Annotated in this window: 13 protein-coding genes and 2 pseudogenes; 6 read left to right on the top strand and 9 right to left on the bottom strand. The window is 41.0% G+C overall.

The genetic code is table 11. The features are described 5' to 3' along the window. Positions 1–97: 97 nt before the first annotated feature. A complete protein-coding gene (locus tag DX009_RS11320; protein WP_245944643.1) occupies positions 98–865 on the bottom strand; it encodes a DDE-type integrase/transposase/recombinase in 768 nt (255 codons plus the stop codon). Between the two features lie 53 nt (positions 866–918). On the opposite strand from DX009_RS11320, the pseudogene DX009_RS11315 reads away from it, so the two are divergent. From DX009_RS11315 to DX009_RS11295, 5 genes and pseudogenes are all read left to right on the top strand, one after another. Then, positions 919–1,152: pseudogene (locus DX009_RS11315) on the top strand (conjugal transfer protein TraO); the annotation flags it as partial. Positions 1,153–1,164: 12 nt separating this feature from the next. Continuing rightward, a complete protein-coding gene (locus tag DX009_RS11310; RefSeq protein WP_115084153.1) occupies positions 1,165–1,620 on the top strand; it encodes a DUF3872 domain-containing protein in 456 nt (151 codons plus the stop codon). 11 nt (positions 1,621–1,631) lie between these two features. Beyond that, on the top strand, positions 1,632–2,138 hold the full coding sequence (locus DX009_RS11305) for a glycoside hydrolase family protein (protein ID WP_006045888.1): 507 nt from the start codon (positions 1,632–1,634) through the stop codon (positions 2,136–2,138). Positions 2,139–2,334: 196 nt separating this feature from the next. Further along, the gene (locus tag DX009_RS11300) at positions 2,335–3,300 is read left to right on the top strand and encodes an IS30 family transposase (RefSeq protein ID WP_004336252.1); all 966 of its coding nucleotides are present in this window, start codon (positions 2,335–2,337) and stop codon (positions 3,298–3,300) included. 69 nt (positions 3,301–3,369) lie between these two features. Beyond that, positions 3,370–3,864 carry a Csac_0668 family 2Fe-2S cluster-binding (seleno)protein gene (locus DX009_RS11295; protein ID WP_002846217.1) on the top strand — a complete coding sequence of 165 codons (495 nt, stop codon included), beginning with the start codon at positions 3,370–3,372 and terminating at the stop codon, positions 3,862–3,864. A 324-nt stretch (positions 3,865–4,188) separates the two neighbouring features. Here DX009_RS11295 and DX009_RS11285 read toward each other — a convergent pair whose 3' ends face one another. The 8 genes and pseudogenes from DX009_RS11285 to DX009_RS11245 all read right to left on the bottom strand — a co-directional run bounded on the left by DX009_RS11285 (position 4,189) and on the right by DX009_RS11245 (position 13,075). Then, positions 4,189–6,309 carry a heavy metal translocating P-type ATPase gene (locus tag DX009_RS11285; protein WP_115084152.1) on the bottom strand — a complete coding sequence of 707 codons (2,121 nt, stop codon included), beginning with the start codon at positions 6,307–6,309 and terminating at the stop codon, positions 4,189–4,191. A gap of 34 nt (positions 6,310–6,343) precedes the next feature. Further along, positions 6,344–6,569 (bottom strand): annotated as a pseudogene (locus DX009_RS11280) (transposase); the annotation flags it as partial. A 653-nt stretch (positions 6,570–7,222) separates the two neighbouring features. Beyond that, positions 7,223–8,491, bottom strand: coding sequence for an NADH:ubiquinone reductase (Na(+)-transporting) subunit F (gene nqrF / locus DX009_RS11270; RefSeq protein ID WP_006045884.1), 1,269 nt, complete (start codon positions 8,489–8,491; stop codon positions 7,223–7,225). 9 nt (positions 8,492–8,500) lie between these two features. Beyond that, positions 8,501–9,127: an NADH:ubiquinone reductase (Na(+)-transporting) subunit E gene (gene nqrE / locus DX009_RS11265; RefSeq protein WP_006045883.1), complete on the bottom strand. Its 627-nt coding sequence runs from the start codon at positions 9,125–9,127 to the stop codon at positions 8,501–8,503. Positions 9,128–9,129: 2 nt separating this feature from the next. Beyond that, a complete protein-coding gene (locus DX009_RS11260; RefSeq protein ID WP_006045882.1) occupies positions 9,130–9,759 on the bottom strand; it encodes an NADH:ubiquinone reductase (Na(+)-transporting) subunit D in 630 nt (209 codons plus the stop codon). A 35-nt stretch (positions 9,760–9,794) separates the two neighbouring features. Continuing rightward, complete coding sequence (gene nqrC / locus DX009_RS11255; protein WP_115084151.1) at positions 9,795–10,505, bottom strand: NADH:ubiquinone reductase (Na(+)-transporting) subunit C; 711 nt, start codon at positions 10,503–10,505, stop codon at positions 9,795–9,797. Between the two features lie 14 nt (positions 10,506–10,519). Beyond that, entirely contained in the window at positions 10,520–11,674 is a 1,155-nt protein-coding gene (locus DX009_RS11250) for an NADH:ubiquinone reductase (Na(+)-transporting) subunit B (protein WP_115084150.1), read from the bottom strand. Positions 11,675–11,722: 48 nt separating this feature from the next. Next, positions 11,723–13,075 carry a Na(+)-translocating NADH-quinone reductase subunit A gene (locus tag DX009_RS11245; protein ID WP_115084149.1) on the bottom strand — a complete coding sequence of 451 codons (1,353 nt, stop codon included), beginning with the start codon at positions 13,073–13,075 and terminating at the stop codon, positions 11,723–11,725. 91 nt (positions 13,076–13,166) lie between these two features. On the opposite strand from DX009_RS11245, the gene DX009_RS11240 reads away from it, so the two are divergent. Continuing rightward, positions 13,167–17,630, top strand: a complete 4,464-nt coding sequence (locus tag DX009_RS11240; RefSeq protein WP_115084148.1) for a translocation/assembly module TamB domain-containing protein — start codon at positions 13,167–13,169, stop codon at positions 17,628–17,630. The last annotated feature ends 11 nt before the right edge of the window (positions 17,631–17,641 follow it).

The raw sequence follows: 17,641 nt of genomic DNA, 5'->3' as shown, positions 1-17,641 counted from the left end.
AGAGTATTCAAACAGTATATGTGGGAACGAATCGAATGATTCGGATTCGAGTTCAGATTGTACGTTGTCAAACAAAAGTGCACAACTGCAAATGTAGTTATTTACTCTGATATTTCATTGTTTTATTATCAAAAATTCTTTTTTTGATTGAATTTTGCTTTATCGTTTCTCGTATTTTCTTTATTTTCTCCCCTTGTCCTAGATATACGTCTCTGGGTGTAAGATTATCCAACGATTCATGAAACCTTCTCTCATTATAATATTTCACCCACCCATCGATAGCATTCTCCAATTCAGAGGGACAAAAATAATGATTTAGCTTAATCACATTTTTCATCGATCTGTGATATTGTTCTATCTTTCCCTGCGTCTGCGGATGCAAGGGTTTGCCATGGATATGCTTGATATTATATTCCTTACAGAGATACTGTTTGAGAGAGGAAGCAATATAATATGGTCCATTATCTGATAACAGACAAGGAGGATTCTGGAATGTAACTCCTGCCTTCTCAATTGCTTTATCTATTGTTCTAGATACATCATCAGAAGTCATACTCGAACATAACTCCCAGTGGATAATATACCTGCTGTAGTCATCAATTACAGTAGAGAGATAATACCAGTCCCAACCCTTGACTTTGAAATAGGTAAAATCGGTCTGCCACATCTCATTGGCGAATTTAGTCTTATGATGGAATTCATCAGCTGCAAAGATAAAATCATGCTCCATACGTTCTAATAGACCTCTTTCGTGTAATATACGATAAAAGCTTGACTCTGAAACAAATATCTGACTCTCTTCCAATAAAAGAACTGACAATTCCCTGGGGGTGAGCTCTGGATGTTCTAAAGAAAGTTCAACCACTATTTGTCGTATATTATCAGGTATGCGGTTCCACGTTGTCGGTGCTCTGCAATGCCGCCTTGGGTGGCTATGAGCAGCTGAACAAGGACAAGAAGCTGCTGCCCGACGGGGCGACGCTGCTCGACCGCTCCCGCTTTATCTATGGTGGTGCCGTATATGGTTCGATGGAAGTGTTCCTAACGGATAGGATTCTCTTTCTTATAAAGGCGCAGGGACGTTTCCTCTTTGGAACGGACGTGCATTGTTTTCGTCCGGCTGTTTCAGCAGGACTAAGGTTTAACTTTTAAGTAGAAGAAAAGATGAAGAAGATATTGAATACGATTTGGGTAATGGGTGTGCTGACCCTTGCCGTGTTTTGCCTATCTGCTTGTGATAGGGATTTGGATGTTCAGCAGTCTTATCCGTTTACGGTGGAGACAATGCCGGTTCAGAAGGACATCATAAGAGGGCAGACAGCTGAGATACGCTGCACACTGAAGCGAGGTGGTGAGCTTGCCGACACTCGCTATACGATACGTTACTTCCAGTCTGACGGCAAGGGCTTGCTAAGAAATGATAACGGCACAGTCTTCAAGCCGAACGACCGATATCCACTCACAAAAGATGTGTTCCGCTTATACTACACCTCGTTCTCAGCCGACCGCCAGACAATTGATGTATATGTGGAGGATAGTTTCGGTAAGGTTCAGCAGCTAACCTTTAGTTTCAACAATGAGCGTGAGGAGGGCAAGAAGCCTGCATCTTCTCGCCACTAATAACATAATGGATGCGAACGATAAATTCTTTCATTTTACTTTGTGTATTCTGCCTGTTCTGTCAGCCGACCCTTGCCCAGCGCAGGGTGCGGCTGGCGGACTTGCCACCTTTTGAGCGTGCTGTGGTCGTTGTGAAATATTTTGAGGGACTGCACGGCTGGAAGAATTATCCGTATGTTGGGTATGGGCATCAGCTGCAACCAGGAGAACGTTTCACTGCGGATATGACGGAACGGCAGGCTGACTCACTGCTCCGTGCCGACCTTTGGAAATGCTTTGAACACTTCAAAGGCTATGGTAAGGATGCCCTGCTGCTGACCTTGCTTGCCTATAATGTGGGTATGGGGCGACTGCTCGGATATGGCAAACACCCTAAGAGTAAGTTGCTGCGAAAGATAGAGGCTGGAGATAGAAATATTTATCGGGAGTATGTTTCGTTCTGCCAATATAAGGGAAAAGCCTTGAATGGGTTAGTTAAACGCAGACAGGTGGAGTTTGCGCTGTTTTATATTCCATGATTTTACACAGAATGACTCTTGTGCAGATTCAAAATCGAAGTGCAATAAAAGAGTACCCCTCGCCGAGAGATGCAGACGTTCTCGAAGCGTAGCGAGAGGTTGTCTGCATCTCTCGGCGAGGTAAAGAAACAATCAGCAATACAAATAAAAAAAGGGAGACCGAAATCTCCCTAAGATTAATTAATTTTGTATTGCTATGTCAAATCAACTAATCGAAGCACAAAGATACGAAATCTATCTTGGACTTCAAAGGAAATGGAGCAAATCCCGTATAGCAAGGGAAATCGAAGTGTCCTGCTCAACGGTCATCCGTGAAATCAGGCGAAACTCCAAGCCAGACGGCACGCATGTGTGGAAGTATGCACAATCCAAGTGCGAAGCCCGCAAGCACGGCTTTAAAGGCAATCACCGCAAGCCTGAGGACTTATGGTGGCGTGTTGACCGCATGATAGAGGATGAGGACTGGTCTCCCAGCCAAATTGCAGGCGTGCTCAGACGTGAGGGTATTCACATCGTGAAGCAGACCATCTACAACCACGTCCATGCAGACACCACCGGAAAACTTGCTTCACATATGCCACATAGGCTCAAATACACAAAGAGGAGCAAGGCGTTGCGTCCTACGAAGGCTACCAATATCCCTAACCGTATAAGCATACACCAGAGACCAATGCAGGCTGACGGCACGCGCTTCGGAGACTGGGAACTGGACACTATCGTCGACTCGTACGGTCATGCCATTGTCACCTTAACGGAACGCTCGACTAACTACATTCTCATGGAAAGACTGCCGCAGGGACGGAAGGCGTTACCAACGGCAAAGACCGTGGCAAAATTGCTCTTTCCATATAGGGAATCACTGCTTACCATTACCACTGACAATGGATGTGAGTTTGCCGCACACGAGGAAATAACAAGGCGGCTCAGCATGAATGGAAGAAATCCGGTGGTGGTTTACTTCACCGATTCTTACTCCTCCTGGCAGAAAGGTGCTGTAGAGAACGCAAATAAACTCATTAGAAGGTACATACCAAAAAAGGCAAACTTCAACGATTTCTCTGACCGAAAAATAATGGAAATACAAAAGAAAATAAACAGAAGACCAAGAGAAAAATTAAATTTTGATACCCCTAAATACAAATTCTTCGAAAACTTTCCATAAATTTGCATTTGCTGTTGGACTCTACAAAATTGGTTTTACCTAGTTTAAAAAAGAAATTATAATGAAAATATGGAGGCTAAGAATATGAAGATTAATAATGAATGTTGTTGTGGATGCAAAACAGAAAAGCCGGATCAAATTAAAGACAATTGTCCTGTATGTAATAATGAAGGGATTTCCGTTAGTAAAGTAACTGTTGAACATCTAGTGGTAGATGATTATCGTAATGCTGTTAACGGAGATCAATATAAGATTTGCATGAACGAGGACTGCGACGTTGTTTACTATAACTTAGATAATGAAATAAAATTCTTGAAAGACCAAGTTAGAGTTCCTATCTGGTTTAAGAAAGATGCAGATCCTAAGTATGCTTGTTATTGTAGCGAAGTCACAGAAAATCAGGTAATTGAAGCAGTTGTAAAGCATGGCGCGAAATCCGTAAAAGAAGTAAATGCCATCACTGGGGCAATGAAAAATTCTAATTGTAAAGAAAACAATCCGTTGGGAGTTTGTTGTCATAAGATTATTCAGGAAGCTATCGATAAAGGCTTGAAAATGAAATAATTACAGTCGATATGTTCCTACAAACGAGAGCCAATCTTTGATATGTTTCCATCTACGAGCGTGGATATGTTCCCCATAACCATAGGGGTTGAGACTGTAGTATTGATGTCAAGAAAATAGAATAACAAGCTATAAAACATATAAAATCAATGGCTTATAGGATTTTAAAAGAAATCAGTTTTATAATAAATTAAAAATCGTGTTGGTAGAAAAATCGTCTACTTCTACCAACACGATTTTACAAAGAGCCAGTACTTACATCTCTTTTTCTCCTGTAAAACTATTGTATATTGATACTTTAAGGAGTTTCAATCATTCGATCTGTTAACCGTTATTTTTTGGATCTAAACTTAATAAAATAGCATTAATGGCGACGATGACTGTTGACACAGACATTAGAATTGCTCCTAATGCAGGGCTTAATGTGATACCAATAGGAGCCAAAATTCCTGCAGCTAGAGGGATAGCTATAATGTTATAACCAGCTCCCCAAAAGAGATTTTGTTTCATTTTACGAGTTGTCTTGTGTGCTAATTCAATAAATGATTCAATATCTCCTGGATCAGATTGAGTCAAGATGACATCAGCTGAATCCAACGCCACTTGGGTTCCAGCGCCTACAGCTATACCAACATCTGCCAAGGCAAGAGAAGGAGCATCATTGACACCGTCACCTACCATGATAACTTTCTTTCCTTCATCTTTAAGTGTTTTAACCAACTCATATTTGTCTTGTGGAGATTGATTTGATCTATATTCAATCTCTAAATCTTCTGCCGCTCCTTGAGCTGCTTTTTCATTATCACCTGTTGCCATAATTGGTTGAATATTGTTCTTTTTAAGAACTTTAATTAACTCTTTGCTCGTTGGTTTTAATTCATCCCCTAAAGCTACAGCACCAATAGCATCATCGTTTTCTACTAAGACACTGAGAGTTGCTCCTTTTGGAATATCCAGATTACGTCCGTAGGCTTTTTGGCTGATTAATTGGTAACTATGGCCCTTGGCTTTGCCTTCTACGCCAGCACCGGAAATCACATCAATCGAATCAAAAGATGCTGGACGTATATCTTGCTGCTCGGCGAACCTTATAATTGATTGAGCAATTGGGTGGCTAGATCCTCCTTCAATACCTGCCAATAAGGCAATGATTTCCTCTTTTGTATATTTGTCATTAAGAAGTTTTACATCTAATACTTTAAATTCACCAGTTGTTAAAGTACCCGTTTTATCTAAAATTATCACATCTGCATCTTGATCTATTTCTAAGGCTTGGCGGTCTTTTACTAGTAAGCCACGACTTGCCCCTAAGCTTGTGCTACGGGCGGTGACCAATGGAATAGCTAGACCCAAAGCGTGAGGACAAGCAATAACTAATGTAGTAATAGTAAATATAACTGCCGTTGGGATATCTCCAATAATCATCCACACTACAAAAGCAATTAGCGCGACAATAACAGCAATATAGAAGAGCCACCCTGCAACCTTTTGAGCAATATTTTCTGCTCTGGAAGGCTGACTTTGAGCTTGGCTGATTAAATTCTGAACTTGAGAGATGAAGGATTGATCACCTGTCTCATTCACTTTAATATAAAGAACCCCTTCTCCATTTGTTGAGCCTCCGATTACTTCATCGCCAGGGCCTTTTTTTACTGCTTTTGACTCCCCAGTTAGAAGAGCTTCATTTAAACGTGATTCGCCACGCTCGATAATCCCGTCTGCTGGCACATTTTCTCCAGCTTGAACTCGAATTAAATCACCTACCTTTAAGTCAGCAACTGGTCGTGTTTCAATTGAATCGTCTTCTAATACAACGTGAGCATCTTTCGGCACTAACTTAGCCAATTCTGCTTGTGCGTCTCCTGCTTCTCCAATAGCTTTCATCTCAATCCAGTGACCTAATAGCATAATTAATAGTAATGAAGCAAATTCAAAGAAAAAATCCATAATTTGTACACCTGTTACGTAGCTTGCTATTACAGTATAAATACTATATAAATATGAAACACTTAAACCTAAAGAAACGAGAGCCATCATTCCAGGTTCTTTTTGTTTAAATTCGTCAACTGCCCCTTGATAGAATGGACGTCCACCATAAATAATTAATATAGTAGATAAAATAGCTACTACAATATCAGAATATGGAAAAGCAAACTGGAATGGTAGTTCAAACCCAGCCATAGGGGATAAGAGCATAATAATGATTCCTATTGGCAATGACTTTAAGAAAAGTTCCTTAAAGTTACCGTGATGATGATGCTCATGCCCACCGTGCCCGCTGTGATCATGCCCACTGTGCCCGCTGTGGTCATGCCCAGCATGATGTTCTTGATGTTGATCCTTATAGTCTCCATGTTCTTCCGTGCTTACGTGCTCATGTTTTGAATGATCCATGTCGCCATGATTATGGTGACTGTGGGATAAATGTTTGTTGTAATTGTTCATATACCAACAAAGATTGCATCTCTTTGTATTCTTAAGTAAAGACCTCATTTAGTTCTTCTGCCATCTGCGGTTTATCCACAATTTAGTATTTGTTGCTTGACGTGAGCTACACAAAACTGATGAGATGCCTGGGGGAAAGCTGCACAAACAGCATTCTCTATTCCTTGAAGTGCATCAGATACTACTAAGTCTATTTGAGTAACTCCTCGTTCTTTCAACACTTCAAGTTCTTCCTTCCAGCATATATCTCCCTCACTAGGACAAAACCTTCGCTGCTGCTTGTGTAATTAGAAAGAATTTCCGAAATTTGTAATTGTGTAAGTTCCATTGTTTATTTATTTTGTTGTTCTCAAATGCAAAGAGAAGAAAAATATGGGCTTACACACTTTTTTAGACACTACCATAAATAGATAATTTGTATGCTATGTTTGCAGGTATTTGCAAATAAAATAGCTCTCTCAGAAATTAGGAAAACTCAGCCAGGCGGTAGTATCTTTTGTTTCAGATATCTGTCAGTTGCGTTTCAGATATCTGTCAGTTGCGTTTCAGATATCTGTTTTTTCCAAATTAGACGTAACAACAAGTTTCAGCCTTTATAACGTGGGGTTGTTGCAGCTGAAAGAGATTTATTGAGATGAGATTTATAAAAAAAAGGTGTAATGCTATGTGTATTGTGGTTTCTATTGTTTGGCTACAATGACTAAACATTGTGGGTAGCAAACTTATGAGGAACAATTACGGGAGGTTAGTTGTTTGAGGAAGAAGGGTGTGTAGTTTTCTTAAGAAGTTATAAGTCATTGTTTTAGAACGAAGTGGGAGGAGGGTGAGAAACAGAAAAGGTGTCTACATATCGCATGCAGACACCTTTTAATATGTATGAAAAAATTAAAAGTTCGTTTTGAATGTTTTGTTTTTATCCGAAGTCGTCGAATCGAATAGCGTCTTTCTCTACGCCAAGGCTGTCAAGATAGTCGGTAACAGTCTTAATAAGCATAGGAGGTCCGCATAGATAATACTCACAATCTTCTGGTGCTTCGTGGTTTTTCAGATAAGTGTCTCGTATGCAGTTCACTGCAAATCCCTGATAATACTTCACGCCTTCAGCATCTGCTACAGGGTCTGGCTGGTCGAGCGAGAGGTGCATGTGGAAGTTTGGATATTCTTTTTCGAGTTTCCAGAAGTCGTCAAGGAAGAATGCTTCGCTTAGCGAACGTGCTCCGTAGAAGAAGTGCATTTCTCTATCGCGAGTGTGCAATGTGCACAACATGTGCATAATTTGGCTACGCAACGGAGCCATACCTGCTCCACCACCAATCCATATCATTTCTTTTCCTGATGTGAAATTAGGTGCAAACTCTCCGTAGGGACCACTCATCATTACTTTATCGCCAGGTTTTAGGCTGAAGATGTATGATGAACCAATACCAGAAGGTACATTTTGGAATCCTACTTGTGGGCGTGGCAAGAATGGCGGAGTAGCAATGCGCACGGTAAGCGTAATTATATCGCCTTCTGCAGGGTAGTTCGCCATAGAGTAAGCACGCACTGTGTCGTCGGGGTTGCTAGCTTTTAGCGAGAACAAATTGAACTTTTCCCATGTTGGAAGATATTCTTTTCCAATGAGTTCTTTATCGAAGTCTTTGTTGTAGTCTATGCAATTGTACTTTGGAATGCGTATTTGTGCGTACGAACCTGGCACAAAGTCCATGTGTTCGCCTGGAGGTAATGCCACTTTAAACTCTTTAATGAACGACGATACATTAGAGTTTGAAATAACAGTACATTCCCATTCTTTAACGCCCAATACGGCTTCGGGTACTTTCATAGAGAGATTTCCTTTCACTTTAGCCTGACAGCCCAGACGCCAATGGTCTTTTATCTCTTTACGAGAAAAGTGTGGGCGTTCCGAATCGAGTATTTCTCCGCCTCCTTCCAGTACTTGGCACTTACACTGACCGCAGCTTCCTTTACCTCCACATGCTGAAGGCAGGTGCACTCCATTTTCGTTTAGTGTAGCCAGAATGGTGCCACCTTGTTCCACTTCTAATTCTTTTTCACCATTAATGGTTATCTTAACCTTTCCGCTCGGGCTTAAATACTTCTTTGCAACAAGTAGAAGTACAACCAAAAAAAGTATTGTAACCAAGAAAACAGCAATGCTGTATAATATAAACTCTGCCATTTTTGTATTCTAAATTTTAAGTCCTGAGAAGCACATCATAGCCAAAGCCATAAGTCCCACGGTGATAAATGTAATGCCAAGTCCTTGCAAAGGTTTTGGAACATCAGAGTATTCCATTTTTTCGCGTATAGCTCCCATCAGCACAATTGCCAAACACCAGCCAATGCCAGAGCCGAGTCCGTAGATGAGGGCGTCCCAAACAGAGCCTATATATTGCGAGCTTGCAGGGTCGAGACCTATGCGTTGCTGCATAAAGAGGCTTGCTCCCATGATAGCACAATTCACTGCGATGAGCGGAAGGAATATTCCTAATGCGCCGTATAGTGATGGTGAGTATCGCTCTACAGCCATCTCTACTATCTGCACAATACCAGCAATAACGGCAATGAAGAGAATAAAGCTAAGATAAGAGAGGTCTACACCTTCTATTAGACAATCGGGTCCGAGCACTTTAGTCTGTAACAAATAGTTAACAGGCACTGTAACAGCTAACACGAAAGTTACGGCTGCACCCAATCCGAACGATGTTTTAACGTTTTTAGATACGGCTAAGAATGAACACATTCCCAAGAAGAATGCGAAAATCATATTGTCCACAAAGATGGACCTGAAGAATAAGCTAACTAAATGTTCCATAATTATTTTCCTTCTCCCTTATAGAAAAATGCTCGATGAGCCCATATTACACAACCAAGTAGAATCAACGCCATTGCAGGCATAGCCATCATACCGTTGTCTACATATCCCATATCGTAGAAACTTTGTGGAATTATCTTAAAACCAAGTAAGCTTCCACGTCCAAAGAATTCGCGGAAGGCTCCTACTAATATCAAAATGAGCGCATAGCCTAACCCATTTCCTATTCCATCGAGGAAGCTTGGCCAAGGCTTATTGGTCATAGCGAAAGCCTCTAAACGTCCCATCAAAATACAGTTTGTAATGATAAGACCCACATAAACCGACAATTGCACGCTAACATCGTAGGCAAACGCCTTCAATATTTGGCTTACAACGGTTACCAAAGCAGCCACAACAACCAGCTGAACGATAATACGAATGCGGTTAGGAATGGTTTTTCTGATAATTGAAATAATCACATTCGAGAAGCCCGTAATAATGGTTACGGCTAATCCCATTACTATAGATGGCTTTAATTGAGAGGTTACAGCCAAAGCCGAACATATACCTAACACTTGAACAAGTATAGGGTTGTCGAGGTTTAATGGGTTTATAAAAACCTCTCTATTTTGTTTTGAGAACAAACTCATAATCTTTTTGTTTTATATTAATTTATTTCTCAATATTACTTTTCTGTAAGAAACTTAATGTATGGGGCTAGTCCACCTTTCTCGTTGTGGAACATTTCAGAAACGCCATTACTTGTTAAAGTAGCTCCAGTAACGGCATCTACCTGATTGTTTGGCTGTTCTACCTTCTTTGTTACACTAAAAATTATATGTTGTTTTTGTGCATCTAAGATGTTTTTACCCTTGAATTTATCTTGCCAAGCTTTGTTATCTTTTATTTCTGCACCCAGTCCGGCAGTTTCACTTTCGTGGTTAAAGTACACACCGAATATGGTTGTTTTATCTCCATTCAGGGCTATAAATCCGTTAATAGGTCCCCATAGTCCGTTACCATATACTGGTATAACATACTTATCTTGTCCATCTACCTTACAACGGAATAGCGCCAGTTTACCTTCTTTAGCATCTTTGCTATTCAGCTTAAAGCCTGCATCTACACCGCCTTGTGTTCCTTGTTTCACTACTTTTCCATTTGCGTCTATAATATCGTCGGCAATAATAATTTGATGCCAAAGCTTTTGTGCTGTTTCATCAGACATATTACGGTCTTGATTTAGTGCAAACAGAATTTGTTTCTGGTGGTCTAAGCGCACATTAGCGTCTTGCTGTGGGCGTAATGCCTGAAAAACAAAAGCAAGCAAGAATGCTACAATAAGCACAAGAACAACAGAATAGATGATTGTATACGAATTGCTATTAGTCTTCATTTGGTATTCTCTCCTTACATTTTAGCACGTTTAGCACGCTTGTTTATATTAGATTGAACCACACAATAGTCTATTAGAGGAGCGCACATATTGCCAAAGAGTATGGCAAGCATCATTCCTTCTGGATAACCACGGTTCAATACACGAATAATAACTGCCATAGCACCTATTAAGAAGCCATATATCCATTTGCCTTGCTCTGTTCTTGCAGAGGTAACAGGGTCGGTAGCCATAAAGACTGCACCAAAACAGAAGCCTCCTAATACTATATGTTCGTACCATTGCAGTGGACTTGCTCCTGTTGAATGAAATATTAGTGCCATTACAATGCCACCAACAAACACGCTAAACATAGTTTTCCAACTTGCAATGTTCGTCCAAATCAATATAATAGCACCGATAGCGATGGCGATGACAGATGTTTCGCCCACCGAACCGGGTATTAATCCAAGCACCATATCACATACTGAAGCATTTACAGAGGCACCTTGAGCAACCTCGCCCAATGGTGTTGCCATTGTAAATCCGTCAGGAAGCGTGTAGCCAAGCCCACAAATCTGATTAGTAGCTGCCCAAATCTTATCGCCAGTCATACTCCCTGGATAAGAGAAGAAGAGGAATGCACGTGCGGCAAGTGCCACATTAAAGGTGTTCATACCTGTTCCACCAAATATTTCCTTTGTGAATATCACAGCAAAAGCCACTGCTAAAGCCAACATCCAAAGGGGTAATGTTATGGGAACTATAAGTGGAATAAGAATACCACTTACCAAATAGCCTTCCTGAATCTCTTCGCCTTTCCACTGTGCCCAGGCAAATTCAATTCCCAGACCCACAATATAGGATACTAAAATTTTTGGTAACAGCATTAAAGCGCCATACAGAAACATTCCCATGCAGGTTGCTTCGCCTAGTTTGCCGGCAGCTAATGCATTTTGATAACCTATATTGTACATTCCAAACAGCATTGCAGGTATTAACGAAATAACCACAATACTCATTATTCTCTTAGAATCGATGGCATCATGAATAGATGTTCCGCTCTTTGATGTTTCGTTTGGAACATACAGAAAGGTGTCCATACCATCGTAGATACTCTTGAAAGCATGCCAATTTCCGCCTTCTTCGAATTGCGGACGCAGCTTATCAAGCCAATTTCTTAAGCTCATATTGTATCTCTTAAAGTTGTTAATTCTCTATTATAATATAAGGTGTATTTACGCATTCTCCTTTCGTAGTGTGTTCAAACCATTGCGCACAATTTGTTGTAATGGTTGTTTTGAACTATCAACGAACTCTGCCAAAGCAAAATCTTCAGGGCTTACTTCGTATATTCCCAGTTCTTCTTGCTTGTCTATGTTGCCTGTTATAATGGCTTTAACAAGATATTCGCCATATATATCCATTGGTAACACAGCGTCATACTCACCACTCATAATTATATTACGCTTTCCTCCCTTGATGCGCGCATCGAGGTCGTACTCTTTATTCTTGCCAAAGAGCCAGCTAAAATAGCTTCGAGATGTTGAGAACTGGTTGAAACGAGGCATTATCCAACCTGCAAATTCATTCACATTGTCGCCTTCTGGCATTGCCACAACCTCTGATGTGTGTGCTCCAAGAAAACTTTTATCGTCTGCAATAGTACCTGTTAGTGGGTTTCCGTTTAGAATACGCACATGTTCTGTGCCTGTTAGTCGTCCTGCAACAATATCTTTAATGGGTGTTCCCACTAATGCTTTCACGTAAACTGGGTCTTTCACCTTGCTACCTGCTACGGCAACAACACGTGTTAGGTCTACTTTTCCTGTAAGAAATAGCTTTCCAAAGAATATAACAGCCGTTGGGTCTACCGTCCAAACCACCTCTCCTTTGTTTACTGGAGATAGGTGATTTACCTGCACACCCACATTTCCTGCTGGGCATGGTCCATCAAATACAGTCAGTTCTACATTCTTTGCCTTTGTTAAAGCATCGCTGTTCTGCTGCATTCCAATAGATAAATAAACCTTTGCTATCTTAGAAAGTGCCGTTAATCCTACCTGAAAACTTTCTTCTTGTCCTTTTAATTCGTATTCAAAGTCGCCCGCTAACGGCTTATCTCTTAGCGCTGATACGAATATTGCCTTGGGTTTTGTGTCGGGAGTGGTAGACACTGCATAGGGCAATTGGTTGATATAACCAAACAAACCTGCCTCTAAAAGTGCATTTTTCACTGTTTCTCCATCGAGTGTTTGCACATCTTTTACGCCAAAATCAATAAATTCTTGCTCTCTATCGGGTTCTATACTTACATATAAAACCTTTCTGCGATCGCCTCGTTCCACCGATTTTACGGTACCACTTACAGGAGAAGCAAAGCCTACTTCCTCCGAATTCTTATTCACAAAAAGCGTCTCCCCCGCTTTTACATGGTCGCCTGGCTTTACTTTTAGCCTCGGAATGATTCCTACAAAGTCGTCTGGTACAAGTCCATACACCGACGATAATTCTTGTGGCATAGTCGTTTCCTTAGCACGTCCTTTGAGTTTTATGTCTAACCCCTTATGCAACCTTATTTGTTTTGTCATAAATTTAAATAATGAAAACGTCACTAAATGAGTGTGCAAATATAGCTATTTTTAATCAGTTTAGAAAACTTTTCGCTTCATTAATTTCACTATGCAACAGAAAAATAGTAGTTTTGCACTCGCTTTGAAGATATTAAAGACTCTTATTCGTTGGGGTGTATGGACAGCCATAGGGCTATATTTGCTTATAATTATACTGTTACACCTTTCGTCTGTGCAACATTTCGTGGGTGCGCAGGTTGCTGGTGCACTTGAAAAAAAGTTAGGAACAAAGGTTAAAATAGAGCGTGTAGACTTGGGGTTTCTTAACCATTTCATTGTAGACGGACTTGTTATTAACGACCAAAGTGGTAAGCAAATGGCGAAAGCATCGCGTATTGCTGCCAAAATAGACATTCTTTCGCTTATCAATGGGGGGAAGGTGCGCATCTCGTCGGCACAGATTTTTGGACTGAATGCCCTACTCTACCAAACTTCTCCTACCGAAAAACCTAACTTCCAATTCCTTATCGACTCGCTAAAATCGCACGATACCACTCGCCATACTCCATTAGACCTTAATCTTCAAAGTCTTATTATACGGCACAGCAACGTGCGATACGACCTTCTTTCGGCTCCTAACACGCCCAATAAACTAAACCTTAACCACCTGAATGTAACCGAAATATCGGGGCATATTGATATTGACACGCTTACAGATAGCCGTATTTGCACCCAAATACATAGTCTTTCGTTCAACGAAAAACAGGGTTTAAATGTGCAAAATCTACGTTTTAAGCTGAAAGCTAATAAACAATTAGCTACCATAACGCAGCTCTTTGTTCAGCTGCCACAGTCTAAAATTAATGTACCTTTCTATTCTGTGCGCTTTAATAATAGGTATAAAAAACTTAATTTTGCTACTGCTTATCACCAATTACGCACAGAAAAATCGTATCTAACACCTGCCGATATTGCCTGTTTGCTACCTCCATTGCTTACTTTCGACCAGAAATTGTATTTCAATACAAATGTTTCGGGAACAGCTAACCTGCTGAAACTTAAAACGTTTGCACTGCATTATGGAAACAACGAGGCTGCTATTAGCTGCAAAGGTATGCTCTCGCAGCTTGCCAAACAACCAGCATGGAAGTTGAATTCGCTGTCGGTGGTTCTTAAAAGTAAACTTATTCAGCACATTAACAGTGCCTTCCAACTAAAGTTGCCTGCCGAAGTTATGCGCTTAGGAGATGTGCGTTTCAAAGGAAAAACACAAGGAACACGAAACTACCGACACGCAAAGGGCTCTCTTCTGCTTGCACATGGCAATGCCAACATAAACTTTCTACAGCGTGGAAAAACCATTAATGCCGAACTGTATACACCGCATTTCACACTCGGAAACATTCTTACATCATCGCAACTTGGCTCTATTGCTGCCGATATAAAGGTAGAAGCTACGTCCGATTTGCACCATATCAAGGCAAAAGGGGTTGTTCCTCGTTTCGACTATAATGGTTACACTTACCGAAATATTGCCGTAAATGGCGATTATACTAACGATACTTTCAACGGAAAAGCATCTATCAACGACCTCAATGGCAAACTTAGCATTGATGGTATGGTGGGAAACATTCGCAAGTTTATAGAGAAAAAGGGATTAATAAGGGTGAATGCACGCATTAATGCCGAACGTTTAAACCTGCACAATATGCACATTACAAACGCATTGGGCAATCGTACACTCTCGTTTCGCACTACTTTAGCTGGAAGTGGAACCACGCTTAACAACCTGATTGGTAAACTTACGCTCGACAATTTTGTAATGCAAGAGGCGAACAACCGTAGCTTTAAGCTAAACCATCTGGAACTTAATGCCGATAATAAACTTGCTGGTAGGTCCATAAAACTACTGTCCGACTTTGGAACACTCGCCATTTCAGGACGTTTCAACTATACTTCTATGGTGCAAAGTGTGCAAAATGTGGTGGGCACATATCTTCCTGCTCTCGTTGAAACACCTCACCGATGGAACAAAACCACTGCTAACAATGTGTTCCACATAGAGGCTAACATAACAAACACACAGCTTTTACACGAACTAACAGGACTTAAAATTGCTCTTTCGCCATCGCTTCAGCTTAAAGGCGACGTAAACGAGGCTAACAACACCGTGTCGCTTAACATTGCCGCACCACGTGCCAACTATGCAAAATACCGTTTCGAGAATATCTCTCTTGCACTTTCCACTCTCCACAATGCACTAAACATTGGCATAAAAGGCGAATGGATAGATGGCGCAGGACGGCGTATTGCACTGCAAACCATAGCTACTGCACAACACAACGAACTAAATACGCTATCGTCATTCAATGCTTTTGCACAGAAAACTTTCCGTGGACAGATAGATTGTTCTGCACAATTTGAACGACAAAGGGGTAACAAACTGGCTACTCATTTACACTTTGCGCCGTCTAAGATACGCATTGATACAATTGATTTACAGGTACAACCATCAGAAATTTCGTATGTTCAGAACCATTTAAATATACAGCATTTCGAACTTTCTAATAAGGAACAACACATTATTGTTAATGGTTTAACATCGGGAAACCCTGCCGATTCGCTCACCGTACAGCTTAAAGACATTGATGTTCCATACATTCTCGACATTGCAAACTTCCATAGCGTGGGCTTTAATGGGCTTGCTTCGGGCAATGTTGTGCTAAAATCGGTTTTCCATAACCTACAAGCCAATGCCAATCTCACGGTTAAACAGTTTCAATTTGAGCATGGCGATATGGGAATACTATATGCAAAAGCTAACTATTCTAATGCTGAAGGACGCATAAACATAGATGCTGAAACCATAGACGAGGGGGCTTCAACTAACATTGAGGGGTATATAGACTTGCGACATAGCTATATAAATTTGCCAATATATGCAAACGACACACGACTAACCTTCTTAAAGAAGTTCTGTGGAACCTTTATGGACAACATAAACCTACGTGGAAATGGCTGGGTAAAGGTGGTTGGACCACTTAATAACGTTAATCTCGAAGGCGATATGCTGGCTTCTGGCTCGGTACGCATAACTCCTTTGGGCACCACATATATTGTACAAGATGGCAGGGTTACGCTTGTTCCTAACGAAATAAGCCTCAACAACATTACCATTGCCGACCCTGAAGGACACAAAGCGGTGCTTACGGGCGGATTGCACCACCAATCTTTGCGACATTTAACGTTCGATATTGATGTGCAAACCAACAATTTGCTTACTTATAACTTTGCTCGCAAGGCATCATCGGGTACTTTTTGGGGACGTATATATGCCTCTGGGGAATGCCAAATAATAGGTCGCAACCACGAAATTACTATGAATGTGGATATAACGCCTAACCGTAACTCGTTCATAACATACAATGCGGCAAAAAACACCATAGACGAAAACTCGTTTATTAGATGGCGCGATATGACACCAGACTCGTTACAAGCCTCTCTAAAGCAAGACACTACATGGCTGAAACGACCTGCAGAAGACGGATATAAGAAGAATTTAGCAAGCGATTTGCACATTAACTTCCTCATAAACACTACTCCCGACTTTACATTGGGCGTTCTAATGGACGAGACTACTGGCGATAATATATCGCTAAATGGTACAGGGGTTATTCGTGCTACCTACTATAACAAAGGGGCTTTCCAAATTTTTGGAAACTATAATGTGAGTCGTGGAGCATACAATCTCACCATTCAGAACATTATAAAAAGGCAGTTCGCATTCGACGAAGGCTCGCTTATAGCATTCGGAGGCGACCCTTATGCTGCCACTCTCGCACTTAAAGGACGATATACGCTTAACTCTGTGCCTCTATCCGACCTGCAAATGGGTAGCTCGTTCCGCACCAACAACACGAAGGTAGACTGCTTATTAGACATAAATGGTACACCAGAAGCTCCATCTGTTACCTTTAATCTGAACTTACCAGAGCTTTCTGCCGATGCTAAACAAATGGTACTATCGGTGCTAAACTCCGAACAAGACCTTAATCAACAGGTGTTATACCTACTGGCTGTGGGGCGTTTCTATCCGCAAACTGCCAACAATGCCAATCCAAACACACCCAATCAGCCCAAACAAGCATCGCTCGTAATGCAAAGCATACTGTCTGGAACTATCTCGCAACAAATAAACACCGTGCTTTCTAACGTTATTAAGGACAATCATTGGAACTTTGGAGCAAACATTGCCACTGGTAACGATGGCTTTAGTAATGCCGAATACGAAGGCATACTATCGGGAAGTCTGCTTAACAACCGCCTACTTATAAACGGCGAATTTGGATATCGCGACAACGTTGCTACAAATACATCTGCCTTCATTGGCGATTTCGATATTAAATATCTACTATTGCCCAACGGCAATATAGCACTAAACTTCTACAACAGAGCCAACGATCGATACTTTACACGTAACTCTCTCAACACACAAGGCATAGGTGTGATTATGAAAAAAGACTTTACCAACTTTAAAGAGTTGTTCCATTGGAGAAAGAAAAAGAAGAAGTAAACAATGGTTAA

The organism is Prevotella pallens (genome assembly GCF_900454935.1).
In the GTDB taxonomy this organism is placed as follows: Bacteria; Bacteroidota; Bacteroidia; order Bacteroidales; family Bacteroidaceae; genus Prevotella; species Prevotella pallens.
This window is presented reverse-complemented; position numbering and strand designations above follow the sequence as displayed.

Excerpts from the sequence above, each read along its gene's own strand:
- DX009_RS11245 (WP_115084149.1), bottom strand. The coding sequence starts at position 13,075 with ATGACAAAACAAATAAGGTTGCATAAGGGGTTAGACATAAAACTCAAA.
- DX009_RS11305 (WP_006045888.1), top strand. The coding sequence starts at position 1,632 with ATGCGAACGATAAATTCTTTCATTTTACTTTGTGTATTCTGCCTGTTC.
- nqrF (WP_006045884.1), bottom strand. The coding sequence starts at position 8,491 with ATGGCAGAGTTTATATTATACAGCATTGCTGTTTTCTTGGTTACAATA.
- DX009_RS11250 (WP_115084150.1), bottom strand. The coding sequence starts at position 11,674 with ATGAGCTTAAGAAATTGGCTTGATAAGCTGCGTCCGCAATTCGAAGAA.
- DX009_RS11295 (WP_002846217.1), top strand. The coding sequence starts at position 3,370 with ATGGAGGCTAAGAATATGAAGATTAATAATGAATGTTGTTGTGGATGC.
- nqrC (WP_115084151.1), bottom strand. The coding sequence starts at position 10,505 with ATGAAGACTAATAGCAATTCGTATACAATCATCTATTCTGTTGTTCTT.
- DX009_RS11285 (WP_115084152.1), bottom strand. The coding sequence starts at position 6,309 with ATGAACAATTACAACAAACATTTATCCCACAGTCACCATAATCATGGC.
- DX009_RS11260 (WP_006045882.1), bottom strand. The coding sequence starts at position 9,759 with ATGAGTTTGTTCTCAAAACAAAATAGAGAGGTTTTTATAAACCCATTA.
- nqrE (WP_006045883.1), bottom strand. The coding sequence starts at position 9,127 with ATGGAACATTTAGTTAGCTTATTCTTCAGGTCCATCTTTGTGGACAAT.
- DX009_RS11240 (WP_115084148.1), top strand. The coding sequence starts at position 13,167 with ATGCAACAGAAAAATAGTAGTTTTGCACTCGCTTTGAAGATATTAAAG.
- DX009_RS11310 (WP_115084153.1), top strand. The coding sequence starts at position 1,165 with ATGAAGAAGATATTGAATACGATTTGGGTAATGGGTGTGCTGACCCTT.
- DX009_RS11300 (WP_004336252.1), top strand. The coding sequence starts at position 2,335 with ATGTCAAATCAACTAATCGAAGCACAAAGATACGAAATCTATCTTGGA.